The sequence below is a fragment of the Pectobacterium actinidiae genome, assembly GCF_000803315.1.
GTDB lineage: Bacteria > Pseudomonadota > Gammaproteobacteria > Enterobacterales > Enterobacteriaceae > Pectobacterium > Pectobacterium actinidiae.
In genome coordinates, this window is record NZ_JRMH01000001.1 from 2592679 (window position 1) to 2607160 (window position 14482).

Annotated in this window: 12 protein-coding genes and 1 riboswitch; of the genes, 1 reads left to right on the top strand and 11 read right to left on the bottom strand. The window is 54.2% G+C overall.

What is annotated here, in order from left to right; genetic code table 11:
- Window positions 1-2: 2 nt before the first annotated feature.
- The 10 genes from KKH3_RS11000 to KKH3_RS11040 form a co-directional block, all read right to left on the bottom strand.
- Window positions 3-1895 (bottom strand): beta-glucoside-specific PTS transporter subunit IIABC, encoded by a 1893-nt coding sequence (locus tag KKH3_RS11000; RefSeq protein WP_039359356.1) that lies wholly within the window; start codon window positions 1893-1895, stop codon window positions 3-5.
- Window positions 1896-2128: 233 nt separating this feature from the next.
- Window positions 2129-2980, bottom strand: a complete 852-nt coding sequence (licT, locus tag KKH3_RS11005; protein WP_039359360.1) for a BglG family transcription antiterminator LicT — start codon at window positions 2978-2980, stop codon at window positions 2129-2131.
- 206 nt (window positions 2981-3186) lie between these two features.
- Window positions 3187-6792: an urea carboxylase gene (gene uca, locus KKH3_RS11010; RefSeq protein WP_039359363.1), complete on the bottom strand. Its 3606-nt coding sequence runs from the start codon at window positions 6790-6792 to the stop codon at window positions 3187-3189.
- A 108-nt stretch (window positions 6793-6900) separates the two neighbouring features.
- Window positions 6901-7044: a hypothetical protein gene (locus KKH3_RS22285; RefSeq protein WP_167371722.1), complete on the bottom strand. Its 144-nt coding sequence runs from the start codon at window positions 7042-7044 to the stop codon at window positions 6901-6903.
- Window positions 7035-7670, bottom strand: a complete 636-nt coding sequence (locus KKH3_RS11015; protein ID WP_039359366.1) for an urea amidolyase associated protein UAAP2 — start codon at window positions 7668-7670, stop codon at window positions 7035-7037. Before KKH3_RS11015 ends, KKH3_RS22285 begins: the two co-directional genes overlap by 10 nt.
- Window positions 7671-7681: 11 nt before the next feature.
- On the bottom strand, window positions 7682-8416 hold the full coding sequence (locus KKH3_RS11020; protein ID WP_039359369.1) for an urea amidolyase associated protein UAAP1: 735 nt from the start codon (window positions 8414-8416) through the stop codon (window positions 7682-7684).
- Window positions 8417-8429: 13 nt separating this feature from the next.
- The gene (locus KKH3_RS11025) at window positions 8430-9221 is read right to left on the bottom strand and encodes an ABC transporter ATP-binding protein (RefSeq protein WP_039359372.1); all 792 of its coding nucleotides are present in this window, start codon (window positions 9219-9221) and stop codon (window positions 8430-8432) included.
- Window positions 9218-10033: an ABC transporter permease gene (locus KKH3_RS11030; protein ID WP_039359375.1), complete on the bottom strand. Its 816-nt coding sequence runs from the start codon at window positions 10031-10033 to the stop codon at window positions 9218-9220. Before KKH3_RS11030 ends, KKH3_RS11025 begins: the two co-directional genes overlap by 4 nt.
- A gap of 22 nt (window positions 10034-10055) precedes the next feature.
- On the bottom strand, window positions 10056-11114 hold the full coding sequence (locus tag KKH3_RS11035) for a putative urea ABC transporter substrate-binding protein (RefSeq protein ID WP_039359378.1): 1059 nt from the start codon (window positions 11112-11114) through the stop codon (window positions 10056-10058).
- Between the two features lie 59 nt (window positions 11115-11173).
- Window positions 11174-11275: riboswitch (guanidine-I (ykkC/yxkD leader) on the bottom strand.
- Between the two features lie 194 nt (window positions 11276-11469).
- Window positions 11470-11883: a MarR family winged helix-turn-helix transcriptional regulator gene (locus tag KKH3_RS11040; RefSeq protein WP_039359380.1), complete on the bottom strand. Its 414-nt coding sequence runs from the start codon at window positions 11881-11883 to the stop codon at window positions 11470-11472.
- Between the two features lie 81 nt (window positions 11884-11964).
- Here KKH3_RS11040 and KKH3_RS11045 point away from each other — a divergent pair, with 81 nt between their 5' ends.
- Window positions 11965-12228 (top strand): DUF3861 domain-containing protein, encoded by a 264-nt coding sequence (locus KKH3_RS11045; RefSeq protein ID WP_039359383.1) that lies wholly within the window; start codon window positions 11965-11967, stop codon window positions 12226-12228.
- 72 nt (window positions 12229-12300) lie between these two features.
- Here KKH3_RS11045 and katG read toward each other — a convergent pair whose 3' ends face one another.
- Entirely contained in the window at window positions 12301-14475 is a 2175-nt protein-coding gene (gene katG, locus KKH3_RS11050; protein ID WP_039359385.1) for a catalase/peroxidase HPI, read from the bottom strand.
- Window positions 14476-14482: the final 7 nt, after the last annotated feature.

Consider the following 14482-nt stretch of genomic DNA (forward strand, 5'->3'; position numbering starts at 1 on the left):
CCTTACACCGCAGCAGCGGACAGTTTCAAAAATGCTTCGCGGGAATCGACGTCATTCTCTTTTATCACGCTGATTTCCTGATAATTTTCTGTATTGGTTACAATCATAATGACGCTCGGATCAATGTTTTCCGCACGCAACGCATCAAGATCAAAGCTAATCAGCAGGTCACCCACCGACACATTTTGTTCATCCTCAACATGACGAGTAAAATGGCGGCCATTGAGCTTAACGGTGTCGATACCGATGTGGATTAGCACCTCAGCTCCCGCGCGACTTTCCAGCGTAATGGCATGATTGGTGGCAAAAATCGAACCGACAGTGCCATTAACCGGTGAGCGCAATTCCCCTTTTTGCGGCACAATCGCAATCCCTTTGCCAAATACTTCATCGGCAAAAACCGGATCGCTAAGCTGATGTAACGGCACAACATGACCGGCCAGCGGCGCGAAAAGCGTTTCGTCTTTTGTCGCCAGCATCGTGCTAGCCGTTTTTCCCTCATCAGGTGCTGGCGGCGCGTTGGTTTCTTCTGTTTTATCCACCGGATCGTCAAACCCAATCACGTACGTGATGGCTGTCGCCACCGTAAATGCGATAACCAGACTGACTAATGCCCAACCAAACGTTTCGCCCACTAAGGCAGGCAGGCCAGGAAGACCACTTAACGCATAGGCATAGGTTTTCACACCAAATGCTGACGCGAAACCACCGCCGCAGGCACCGCCGATTAATGCCGCTGCAAATGGGCGTTTAAACCGGATATTGATGCCGTACATCGCCGGTTCCGTCACCCCCATCAGGGCGCTGAAAGAGGTCGACAGTGCCAGCGATTTGATTTTTTTGTTACGGGAACGCAGGAATACGCCGAATGCCGCGCCAGCCTGACCGAAATTGGCGACGAAGATAAGAATTTTGATCGGATCGTAACCGAGCCGAGTGATGTTATTGATGATGATCGGCACCAGCACATAATGCATACCGGTAATAATCATCAGAGACAGCGTGCCGCCAACGATAATGCCTGCCAGCGGCCCCATGTTGTCCACCAGCCAGATGATGCCGCCGGACAGAGAATTACCGATAAAAATCCCCGCAGGTCCAATGAGAATGAGCATAATCGGGGCGACAATCAGTAAGCTCAACAGCGGGACAAACATCATCCTGAGTGCGGAAGGCATATATTTACTGATAAACCGCTCCACATAGCTCAGCAGCCAGACGGAGATGATAATTGGGATTACCGATGACGCGTATGACACCGGAGAGACGCCAAACCCCAAAAATTCGACGGGCTGCCCTGATTTCAGCAACGTTGTTATGGTGGGATGAAATAGCGTCGCGGCCAGTGCCACGCTGACAAACGGGTTAGCGCCAAATTTCTGCCCAGCGCTGAACGCAAGCACCATAGGGATGAAATAAAACACGCCGTCGCCAATCGCGGACAGAATCAGGTAGGTCTGGTTAGTGTTGGCGACCCAGCCAAACGAGATAACCAGCGACAGCAGGCCTTTTAATATCCCCGCACCAGCGATGGCAGGAATAATCGGTGAAAAAATGCCAGAAATAATTTCAAAGGCCGCCGAGATAGGATTTCTTTTTTTCGGCTTATCACCCGATTTTTCGTTCTCAGCATCACTATTAATTTGCACATGCGGTAATTCGTCAAAAATAGCCTGACAAACCTGCGCCACTTTCCCGCCAATAATAACCTGAAATTGATCGCCCGACAGGTTTGTCCCCATCACACCCTCAAGATTTTCCAGCGCATTGCGATCAACTTTGTTGACATCTTTCAGGCTAAATCGCAATCGCGTAATACAATGGAACAAGGAAATGATATTCGGGGCACCGCCCAAATGTTCAATAATCCTTGACGCTGTCTGTTTATAATCCATAGATTATCTACTCCAGAAAGAAACACAGTTAAGGTCGAATAAATACCGACAGTTATCTATACTCTAAATAATTCAAGTTTCAGGTAGGCGGCAAGAGAAGGAGTCCCGATGAGCTTACTTGAGTAAGTGATTCGGGTGACTAAACGCAGCCAACGCACATGCAAATTGAAGTATGACGAGTATATCGGTTTCATAGCTTCCTCTGGGCTTTGCCTGATTAAACAGTAACAATCCTAAATGGAATTCTTTTGTCGCTGCATCATATTTTCTATATGCACCGTCAGATATAATTTTTCAGAGTCAGTCATTTGATACTGATAATTCTTTTTGATGAAGTCGCCAATCGCATTGACGCAATTCACCGTTTTCTCATGTTTCTTTTTGACCAAATTAAACAGGTCATCGACATCATCATTGAGTTCTGTCTTTCTTAATACACGCTGTGCGAAAAATTTAATATGGGTAATAAAACGCTGGTAGTTGATGCTTTGCTCATCAATCGTTACGCCATACCAGTATTTGACGATATTTTGAATCTGATAGATCAACTTTGTTATTTCAGTCACTTGGCCATCTGCATTTTTCATCCCTGCGTTAACAATATGCAACGCGATACTGCACGCCTCGGCGTTCGGTAATAATACACCACAGCGAGAAGCAATAATGGCCAGCGCCTGCAAGGCGACGGAATATTCGTCTTTATAAAAATGGCGCACTTCCCATTCAAGCGGATTATTGATTTCCAACCCCTGCTTATGCCTCTCAATGGCATAATGCAAATGATCGGAGAGCGAGACATAAAGGCCTTCGCTAATTTTATAATTCAGCGCATGCTGCGCCAAATGCACAATATCATCGGTTAACTGAATAATTTCCATCGGGACTTCATTCAGCAACACCATAAAGCGGGAATAAATTTTATCATCATGCAGGTGAAAAGTTTTCTCGACCTTGTCTGCCGAAATGCTATCCCCTACGTGCGCCTCAAAACCCAGTCCCCGACCGGTTAAAATAAGCTCATTGCCCGACGAGTCCGTGGCGCTGACAACATTATTATTTAATATTTGTTTGATATAAAATGTCATACCACTCCCCAAAAACAAAAAAACGGGCAAAACGTAAATACAGTCAAGGAAAGAAATAAAAATTTCCCTGTATCTGCATCTAGGTTTTGCCCGCTTTGCGGTAACAAGCTCTAAAAGCAAGGTGAATCTAACACCCAGAAAAAATGATAGCAAGACACGCGCACACTTTTACTTAGCAGGGTGTTAAATTTGTGATCTATCCAGCGTTATTCCACCCGCGATTCGATCACCACCACGTACTGTCCTGCGCGAACCGATGCACCGGGCTGGCAGCGTATATCCCGCACAATGCCGCGCTGCGGTGACACGATGGGGATCTCCATTTTCATCGATTCAAGGATCATCAGCGTGTCTCCTTCGGCCACCGTTTTGCCTACTTCCGTCGTCACCTGCCAGAGATTGCCGGAAATCGGGCTTTCTACCCCCACTTGTCCCGGTTGGATCGGTGGTTCACTCGCCTCTTCAATCACCCCATCCACGCTATCCGCTATCGATTGACCGGCCATACGCCAGCGCTCGCGCTCCGCTTCAAACGCGGCTCGCTGGCGCACGCGGAATGTTTCAATCTCTTCCGCTTCACACGATAAGAAATCCTGATAAGCGTTTAACGCCAGTTCGCTTTGTTCGATCCGTAGTGAGTAGCGTCCTAGCGGGAAATCCCGTCGAATGGATAACAATTCGTCAGCCGATACCGGATAGAAACGAATTTGGTCAAAAAAACGCAGCAGCCACGGTTTGCCGTCAAATGCGTCAACGCCGCGATAGCGATCCCACATTTGCAGCGTGCGTCCAACAAACTGGTAACCACCCGGCCCTTCCATGCCGTAAACACACAGGTAAGCGCCACCGATGCCCACCGAGTTTTCCGCGGTCCAGGTACGCGCCGGATTATATTTAGTAGTGACTAAACGGTGGCGTGGATCCAGCGGCGTTGCCACCGGCGCACCGAGGTAAACGTCACCCAACCCCATCACCAGATAGCTAGCGTCAAAGACCGTGCGGTAAACCTCATCGAGATTATCCAGTTCGTTAATACGGCGGATAAATTCAAGGTTGCTCGGGCACCAGGGCGCATCGCTGCGTACCGTGGTCATGTACTTTTGAATCGCCAGTTGGCAGGCGGGATCGTCCCAGGACAGCGGCAGATAAACCACTCGTGATGGCACAGTCAGATTCTGCTGGGTGCAAACGTCCTGCCATAGCGTGGAGAGCACATCCAACACATGCTGTAGCGAAAGCACTTCGGGACGATAGTGCACCTGCAACGAGCGAATGCCCGGCGTCACGTCAATGATGCCATCAAGCGCCTGTTGCTCTAACGCCAGCATGAGTGCATGGACGCGGAAACGCAGCGCAACATCCAACTCCGCTGCGCCCACCTCCAGCAGCAAGTGGGTATCGCCGGATAGCCGTGCAACCAACCGCTTGTCCGCCTCACCGCTATCCAACACCACCGGAGAAATGAGCGCGGCAGGTGACCAATCAATCGCGATCGGAGCAAGCTGTTCCACCTCCGCCTGACGTGCCTGCGCCAGTGCACGCGCCGTCGGGAGATCGACAGGAATAAAGCGCACACGGTCGCCCGCAGTAAGCTGCCCCAACGCCCACAGGTCAGCTTCGATTACCGTCACCGGACAGACGAACCCACCGAGGCTCGGGCCATCCGGCCCCAGAATAACCGGCATATCGCCGGTGAAATCCACCGCGCCGATGGCATACGGGTTATCATGAATATTCGAAGGGTGCAGCCCGGCTTCTCCACCGCTGTCACGTACCCACTCCGGTTTTGGCCCAATCAGGCGCACGCCCGTGCGGCTGGAGTTAAAATGTACTTCCCACTCGGTGGCGAGAAAGGTTTCCATATAAGCAGGCGTGAAATAATCCGGTGCGGCATGTGGGCCGTAGACCACACGCAGTTCACGCACGACAGACAACGTGGTACGCAATTCGTCCGGCAGGCTATCGCCGGTGTATCTGTCCCTCAGGGGAGCAAGGTGCAATACGTCTCCCGCCCGCAGCGCCCTGCCCGCGTGGCCGCCAAACTGCCCCAGTGTGAAGGTGCTTTTACTGCCGAGATAATCCGGCACATCGAACCCGCCGCGCAGGCAGAGATAGCTACGTACGCCCTGATCCAGCATGGTTCCTAAACGCAGCGTGGCACCCGCCGGTATCGCAAATACGCTATCCATCGGTACAGACTGACCATCCAATTCGATAACGATAGCCGCACCAGTAACCACCGCCACGGCGTCCGTATTAAAACGCAGTGTTGGCCCATTCATCGTGACTTCCAGCGCCGCCATTCCCGCCGGGTTCCCCACCAGACGGTTGCCTAAACGCAGTGCGCGATCGTCCATCGGTCCCGACGGCGGCACGCCGACCGCCCAGTATCCGAGACGGCCGGGATAATCTTGTACGGTGGTCTGTGTGCCAGCACTCACCACTTCGCAGGTTGTCGCGTTGTAAACCAACGTATCCAGACAGCGCGTCCACGGCTGGCCGCTGGCAAACGGCTCTGCCGCCAAAATCTGACGCAAATAGTCACGGTTATGTTCAACGCCGTAGAGTCGCGTGTCCGCCAGCGCCCGATCCAATTCGACTATTGCCTGCTCGCGGGTGGGTGCACTAGCGATGATCTTAGCCAGCATCGGATCGAAAAACGGTGGGATCTCGCACCCGGCCGTCACCCACGTATCGATGCGTAGGCTCTGTCCTTCTGACGCGGGGAACGCAACTTCCGTCAATAATCCCGGTGACGGCTGGAACTGTTTACCTGGATCTTCCGCGTACAGGCGCGCCTGAATCGCATGACCCTGCGGATTCAATCTAACGGCCAACTCTCGCAGCGGCGGCAAATCGCCTGCGGCCAGTTCGACCATCCAGCGCACCAGATCCACGCCCCATACCTGCTCCGTTACACCGTGCTCGACCTGAAGGCGCGTATTAACTTCAAGAAAGTAAAAACGGTCCGTCGCGCTGTCATAAACGAATTCCACCGTTCCGGCACTGCGGTAATTTACCGCCTGTGCCAGACTGATTGCGGCAGAACACAGCGCTTCGGCAACGCCATCTGGCAGATTGGGCGCGGGCGTTTCTTCAATCACTTTCTGATTACGGCGCTGTACCGAACAGTCCCGAACCCCTAGCGCGAGCACATCGCCCTGCCCATCGCCAAAGATCTGTACCTCCAGATGTCGGGCGCGTTCGATATATTTTTCAATGAAAACGCCTGCGTCGCTGAAGTTGTTCTGTCCCAAACGCTTTACCGTTTCAAACGCGTCGGACAGTTCCGTGGCGTTATAGCAGACGCGCATCCCGATCCCACCACCTCCGGCTGTGCTTTTAAGCATGACCGGATAGCCGATCGCTGCCGCCGCACCGAGAGCCACATCAATATTGTCCAGCAGCTCAGTGCCTTCCAGCAGCGGTACGTTGTGCTGCTTCGCCAGCGCGCGCGCCGTATGTTTTAAGCCGAATACCCGTAGCTGCTGCGGCGTCGGCCCGACAAAGGCAATCTGTGCCGCTTCGCAGGCTTCGGCAAACGCCGCATTCTCGGATAGAAAACCATAGCCGGGATGAATCGCCTGCGCGCCGCTGCGCTGCGCCGCAGAGAGAATTTTTTCTACATCCAGATAGGTGTGAGCCGCCGCGCCCTCTCCCAGGCTAAGGGCTTCATCGGCGTCCTGAATATGCAGGCTACTGATATCGGCATCAGAATAAACCGCGACGCCGCGGACGTTCATCTCGCGCAACGAACGCAGAATACGGCACGCAATCGCGCCACGGTTGGCAATCAGAAGTGTGTCGAACATACGCTAGACTCATGCAAGGGCGGGTCGTCCCGCCAAAATGCGATCCGCATGATGGTCGTCCATCGCGGTAAATGTCATTGGGTGCAGAGGCCTGCTACCACGCTAGAATCACGGGGTTTTGTCAGACTGAGCACGGCTCGACAGCGGCAGAAAATAGCGATTTGCCCTTGCCTCCAGCGCGCTCACCAGCCACGCTTTCACCCGCTGCCAGCGCGTAGGTTTTTCATCGCCTCGTTCCGACGTCAATTCCATATCAGCACCTCCGCGGGCGTCGGGTTCCAGCCGTTGCACGGATTATTCAACTGCGGACAGTTGGAAATCAGCACAATGACATCCGCTTCGGCACGCAGCTCCACGTATTTCCCCGGAGCGGAAATACCGTCCTCAAAGGTCAGTCCACCTTCTGCCGTCACCGGCACGTTCATGAAGAAGTTGATGTTCGCGCCGATGTCCTTTTTGTTCAGGCGACCATCGTGCAGGCAGGCACAGAGAAAATTGTCGCGACAGCTATGCATGTAGCGCCGATCGAGCGCATAGCGCACGGTGTTACTCTCCTGCGCACAGGCACCGCCCAGCGTGTCATGACGACCACAGGTGTCGGCGACAATCGTCAGCAGCGGATTGCCAAGATTGGAGTACAGCACGCTGCCCGTCGTCAGGTAGACGCTATTTTGGCGGCGCAGCGTACGTTGCGGATCGTAGCGTTCACGCGGATCGTTGACGCGATAAAACAGCGTATCCACCGCCTGATTACCTTCCAAATCCAGCAGTCGCAACGTCTGTCCCTGCTTCACCTCAAACAGATAGGGTTCTCCGGCAGGAATCACATGGCGGAATACCGCATCCTCGGCCGTTTTATTGCTGGCAATTAACGTCATGTCCGGCCTCCTTACAGGCAAAAGCGTTCGGTGTTGTGAAACGCACGTGCATTTTCCTCACGGAATTCACGGCAGTAGCCAGCAGCATCCTCGCTTTCCGCCCGGCGCCAGGTGAGCGCGATTGGTCGCGGCGCATACGTCGGGTTGGGATCCATCGGATGCTGCAAAGCGGTGAGCACCACCAGCGTATCCATCGGCGCATACAGCTCGATGTAGTTCCCCGCCTGAGAATGATTGGCGTGAAAATGAAACTGCCCCTGCGCATCGACGGTCACTTTGCTAAACAGGTTGATGGTCATCAGCAGATCTTGCAGATTAAGATTCCATTTCCCCATCTCGACCAGCAGGTTATCCATGCCATTACGGAAAAAACCGTTACGCCATTCCTGATAGCGCCCCTGCCCGTATTTCGCCTGCACCTCCTGCGCATTGAGCACACCGCCGAAGCTGTCGTGCCAGCCACAGGTATCAGTAATGATTGCCGCCAGCACGCGTCCCATATCGGAATAGAGGCAGTGCCCAGCCGTTAATTTGGCGGTGTGTTGCCCTTTAAGGGTATCCGGCAGGTTCAGGCGTTCGCTGGTCTGGTGCGCGTTGAATAGCAGCAGGCCAACGTTGCCGCCACCTTCCACATCGGTTATCCGTAGAATCTGTCCACGCTTGAGAATGAAGGAGGTATGCCCTCCCCCCGGCACCGTTTCTTCGTCAAACGTTGTTCGGCCTGTTGGTGTCTGTATCTCTGTCATCACACAAAGCTCCTTAAATGGGGGATGTTGCCGCGCTGGCTACAGAAGGCAGCGGCGTCAGCGCACGCTGACGCGTGGCGAGACGCTCCTGATTAAGCGGGATGTCATAGGTAATGCGCGCGCCATAAGCTTCCGGCGCATGGGGATCGACGCGTACTTTGTCGAACACCAGCAAACGCGTGCCGAGATGGAACCCCTCCGGTAAATCGTGGGTAACCATAAAGACCGTTAAGCGTGTTTCTCGCCACAGCTCCAGCAGCAGCGAGTGCATATCGCCGCGAATACCGGGATCCAGCGCCCCGAACGGCTCATCCAGCAGCAGGATGCGCGGCTGGACAATAAACGCCTGCGCAATCGCCAGCCGTTGCTGCATGCCGCCGGAAAGCTGGTTGGGGTATTTATGCATGGCGTGCCCCAGCCCGACGCGCGCCAGCATACGTGCGGCACGGTCTCGAACGTCCTGCTTACGCTGTCCGAACAGCCTGCCGAGCCAAGGGGAACCCGGTATTTCCAGCCCAATCACCACGTTTTCCAGTACGGTTAAATGCGGGAAAACCGAATAGCGTTGAAATACCACGCCGCGACTGGCATCGGGTTCAGCTGGCAGCCGCTTGCCTTCGAGCCGGACTTCACCACGGCTGGGCGTTTCCTGCCCCAACAGCAGGCGTAGAAAAGTGGATTTACCGCAGCCGGATGCCCCAACCATCGTGCAGAACTCCCCTTCCTCAACGTTCAGGTTGAGCCGTTCCAGCACCACGTGGTCGCCGTATTCCTGCCAGATGTTATCGATCTCGATAAAACTCATGCTTTGCTTTCCTCTGACCACGGGAACCCACAGCGATGCAGCCACCGCAGCGCCATGTCCATGAACCATGCCAGCAGCGTGATCCACACGACGTAAGGCAGGATGACGTCCATCGCCAGATAGCGGCGTACCAGAAAGATGCGGTAACCGAGCCCCGCCGTTGCCGAAATCGCTTCGGCAGAAATCAGGAACAGCCACGCCGCGCCCAGCAGCAGCCGCAGTGAAATCAACAGCCGCGACAGCAGTTGCGGCAGAATGACGCGCAGCACCACGACCCAACTGCTTGCCCCCAGCGTCTGCGCTTTAATCAACGTTTCCTGCGGTATGTTGCGAGCACGCTGTTCGAGGTCGCGCGCCAGCATCGGCGTAACCCCAATCACGATCAGCATCACTTTCGAGAGTTCATCCAGCCCAAAAACGATGAAGAGAATGGGCAAAATCGCCAGCGGCGGGATCATCGACAGTACGGTCATCAGCGGCGAGAGCGATGCACGAAATAGCGGGAACGCCCCGGCCATAATCCCGAACAGCAGGCTCAACAGGCTGGCGATCCCCAGCCCCAGCGCGAGACGCGCCAGACTGGCCTGCGTATCCAACCAGAACAGGTAATCGCCGCTGCGTTTGTCCTCGGTCAGTGCCATGCGCTGAATCGCCTCGGCCATTTGTCCGAGACTCGGCAGAAGTTTGTCATTGGGGTTAGCCTCCAGCCGCACTGCCGACCCGATGAGGTACAGCACGAGCAGTACGACAAACGGCAGCAGAACCAGTAACAGCCGTCCGCCCCGACTGGGGTAGCGATTGATCAAGCGCACGATAGTCTCTCCAGTTTGCGGGTCAGAGTTTGTTCTCTGCGGCCAGACGCACGAAGGTGTCGTCAAAGCGCAGTTTCACATTGGCGCTGTCACCCAGCGTTCCCTGCCCAGGGAACGTCATGCCGATAAAATCTGCGCTCTGTGCACCGGTGCCGAGTAACCCCTTGTCGAAGGAGAAATCCGCGACCCGCTTCATGGTATTAGGGAGATCCGGGCTGGTCAGAAACGCCAGATTGTCCTGTGGGGAATAAAACAGATGGGTGGTTTTCAACTGCGCCTGATAGCCGGCTAAATCGGTACCAGAGGCAGCAGCCATTGACTCCAGCGCGGGTTTATCGCCCGCTTTCATTAGCGTCATCATTTCAAACCAGGCACCGGCCAGCGCTTTGCCCAACGCCGGATTGTCCTGTAACGTTTGCGTGTTCACGACCATCATATCGATGAGTTCACCGGGGATCTGACCAGACTGAAAGACTTCCGTGGTGTCCGGCTGGCTTTTGATTGCAGAAAGCTGGGGGTTCCAGGCGACGGCGGCCTGCACGCTGCGAGTGGCAAAGGCAGCGACAATATCGGCATCCGACGTGTTGACGATAGTGACATCCCGCTCACGCAATCCGGCGGTTTCCAGACCGCGAACCAGCAGGTAATGCGAGACAGAGAGTTCAGGCAGGTTAACCTTCATCCCGCGCAAATCACTCAGCGTTTTCCCTTTGCCTTTGAGCACGATGCCATCGTTGCCTGCGGAGAAACTGCCGAGCAACAGCGCTGTGGTATCCACACCGCCCGCGGCCGGAATGGTCAGTGCATCCATGTTGGTCATCGTGCAGCCGTCAAACTGCCCGGCGGTGTATTGATTAATCGACTCGACGTAGTCGTTAAGCTGCGTGACCTTGATCTTGATGCCGTACTTGTCGGCCCATTTATCGATAATGCCCTGCGTGCCGATGAACCCCCACGGCATCCATCCGGCATAGATAGTCCAGCATACGTTGAATTGCGTTTTAGGCGCAGCCTGAGAAGGGAAGCTCAGCAATGCTGAGAGACTGAGGACGCAAACGCCCAGTAAACGAGATAGGTTCATGCCAGACCTCCGGTTGAGTAGGAAAAAAGCGGGAACAGCGCGACACCATGGGTGTTGCTGTCTCCCGGGCTTTTATCCCGCCGTGTAACCTCAACTGGAGGTCGCCAGCTCTCGGACCAGACATCCATATGGTATGGATCGGAACCCTAGCCAGCTATTCAGGTTGTTCAGCGCCATGCGTGGTGCTGTCCCGAAGAGATAAGAGCAAAATGCGTGCCAGTACCGAAAAGCCCAGTACGGCTGTGGTTTATAAGGGGAATTATGCGGGGAAGCACGCCGCTCTCGCGCCATCTCGGTGCAGCAGCGCAGCAGGTGCGCATCACGGCGGTGCAGATACCGTTGGCAGGTGCAAGATTCAGCGAACGGCAGTACTCGCCGCGATTTTTTCCAACAGCACACTAAATACCGCTTGTTCGTCAGAGGACAAGGCCTGAAGCATTCGCGCCTCTATCTGCTTTTCCTGATGCAGAAAAACCTGCGTAAACGCGACGCCCTTATCGGACAAACTGAGCCACACGCTGCGGCCGTCATCCGGATTATCGATCTTGCGGACATAATCACGTTTGACCAGCTCCGCGACCATGCGGGTGATCTGTGCCTTATCGCGCCCCACGGACTTCGCCAGTGACTGAGGCGTAATGCGCCCTTCCGTCGCAATAATCTTGCATAAGCGAATGTGCACCACATCCAGATTGATGTCGTGTGCTTTCATCTGTTCCTGCATCTGTGCCTTAAAACTTTCCAATAAGGCAAAAAGGGGTTTCATCATGGTTTATTGACTCAGTCAATCAATGATCATATAGTTGATTTTATCAACTATCTATCACGAGTTCAATTTACCGGGGGCATTATGGGCAACGTTTATCAGATCACGCTGGAAGAAAAAGCCGAGCAGCAACGTACGCTGTCGTTTGAATTCTCGATTCACGATGATGTGTTTACATTACTGGAAAAAGTCGATGGCAAGATGGACATGACGCCGGAACAGACTCAGGCCTTTCTGGTGGGGTTGAAGCTATTCAGTGAAGTGATGATGCAGAAAAGAAAACATCCGCTGTTTAAGGAATTTGCAGCCCCGTTCAGGGAATTTATGCTTAATCTTAAGAAGCAGTGATCCACACAGGGTCATGCAGAAAAAATGATGCTCCCCACGCTGTTAAAACACCCGCGCGAGGAGCCTTACGTCTTACTCTGCCAGATCGAAGCGATCTGCATTCATCACTTTCACCCAGGCAGCAACAAAGTCATTCACAAACTTCTCTTTGCTGTCGTCCTGTGCGTAAACCTCAGCGTAGGCGCGCAGAATGGAATTGGAGCCAAAGACCAGATCCAGACGCGTCGCTGTCCATTTGACTTCACCCGTTTTACGATCGCGGATTTCATACAGGTCTTTACGGTAGGGCTTCCACGTGTATTTCATATCGGTCAGGTTGACGAAGAAATCATTCGTCAGCACCCCTTCACGATGGGTAAATACACCGTGTTTAGTGCCGCCGTAGTTGGTGCCCAGTACACGCAGACCGCCAACCAACACCGTCATTTCTTTCGCCGTCAGCCCCATCAGTTGGGTGCGATCGAGCATCAACTCTTCTGGGCTCACGGCATAGTCTTTCTTCAGCCAGTTACGGTAACCGTCATGAATCGGTTCGAGGACGTCGAAAGACTCCACATCAGTCAGGGCATCGGTGGTATCGCCACGTCCCGGAGCAAACGGTACGGTGATATGTACGCCAGCCGCTCTCGCCGCTTTCTCAATCCCCACATTGCCCGCCAGCACAATGGTATCAGCCACGCTGGCTCCCGTGGCGGCGGCAATACTTTCCAGAACGACTAATACTCGCGCCAGACGTTCAGGTTCGTTCCCGATCCAATCTTTCTGTGGAGCGAGACGAATACGCGCACCGTTAGCGCCGCCGCGCATATCGGAACCACGGAACGTACGCGCGCTGTCCCAGGCTGTTGCGACCAGTTCACTGATGGAAAGGCTACTGTCGGCAATGCGAGCTTTGACCACATCAACATCATAGTCGGTACGGCCAGCCGGAACCGGATCCTGCCACAGCAAATCTTCCTGCGGCACATCTGGGCCGATGTAGCGCGCTTTTGGCCCCATATCGCGGTGCGTCAGTTTGAACCACGCCCGAGCAAACACTTCAGAGAAGTAGGCCTGATCCTGGTAAAAACGCTCGGAAATCTTGCGATATTCAGGATCCACTTTCAGCGCCATGTCGGCATCGGTCATCATCGGGTTGTAGCGGATAGACGGGTCTTCAACGTCAACGGGCTTGTCTTCTTCTTTAATGCTGACGGGCTCCCATTGTGATGCACCCGCTGGACTCTTCTTCAATTCCCATTCGTGATTGAACAGCATGTGGAAGAAACCGTTATCCCATTGCGTCGGATGTGTGGTCCAGGCGCCTTCCAGCCCACTAGTGACAGTGTAACGCCCCTTACCCGTTCCTGTCGGGTTACTCCAACCAAAACCTTGTTCTGCCACATCCGCACCTTCCGGTGCCGCCCCCAGCAGGCTGGCATCGCCATTACCGTGGGTTTTACCTACCGTGTGCCCGCCCGCTGTCAGGGCAACAGTTTCTTCATCATTCATCGCCATACGGGAGAACGTCACACGCATATCCTGTGCGGTACGCAACGGATCGGGATTGCCATCGACGCCTTCCGGGTTAACGTAAATCAGCCCCATCTGTACGGCCGCCAGCGGGTTTTCCAGCGAGGTACGATCGTCGCTGCCATAACGCCCTGTGCTCTCCGCCAACCACTCTTTTTCCGATCCCCAGTAGGTATCTTTTTCCGGGTGCCAGATGTCTTCACGACCAAAAGCGAAGCCGAATGTTTTCAGCCCCATGGATTCATACGCGATATTGCCCGCCAAAATAATCAGGTCTGCCCAACTGAGCTTATTGCCGTATTTTCTTTTGATTGGCCACAGTAAACGGCGCGCTTTATCGAGGCTGACGTTATCCGGCCAAGAGTTAAGCGGTGCGAAGCGCTGATTACCGGTTCCGCCGCCGCCGCGACCATCGGTCGTACGGTAAGAGCCCGCCGAGTGCCAGGCCATACGAATCATCAGGCCGCCATAATGACCCCAGTCCGCTGGCCACCACTCCTGGCTATCGGTCATCAGTGCATGCAGATCTTTTTTGAGGGCATCGACATCAAGGGTTTTGAGGGCGTCGCGGTAGTTGAAATCGCTGCCTAACGGGTTGGTCTTGGTATCATGCTGATGAAGAATGTCGAGATTGAGGGCATTTGGCCACCAGTCGGTGTTTGATGAGCCAGTAGAAGTATTTCCGCCGTGCATAACCGGACACTTGCCGGCTGGTTTAGTGTTATTTTCGTCCATCGTTATC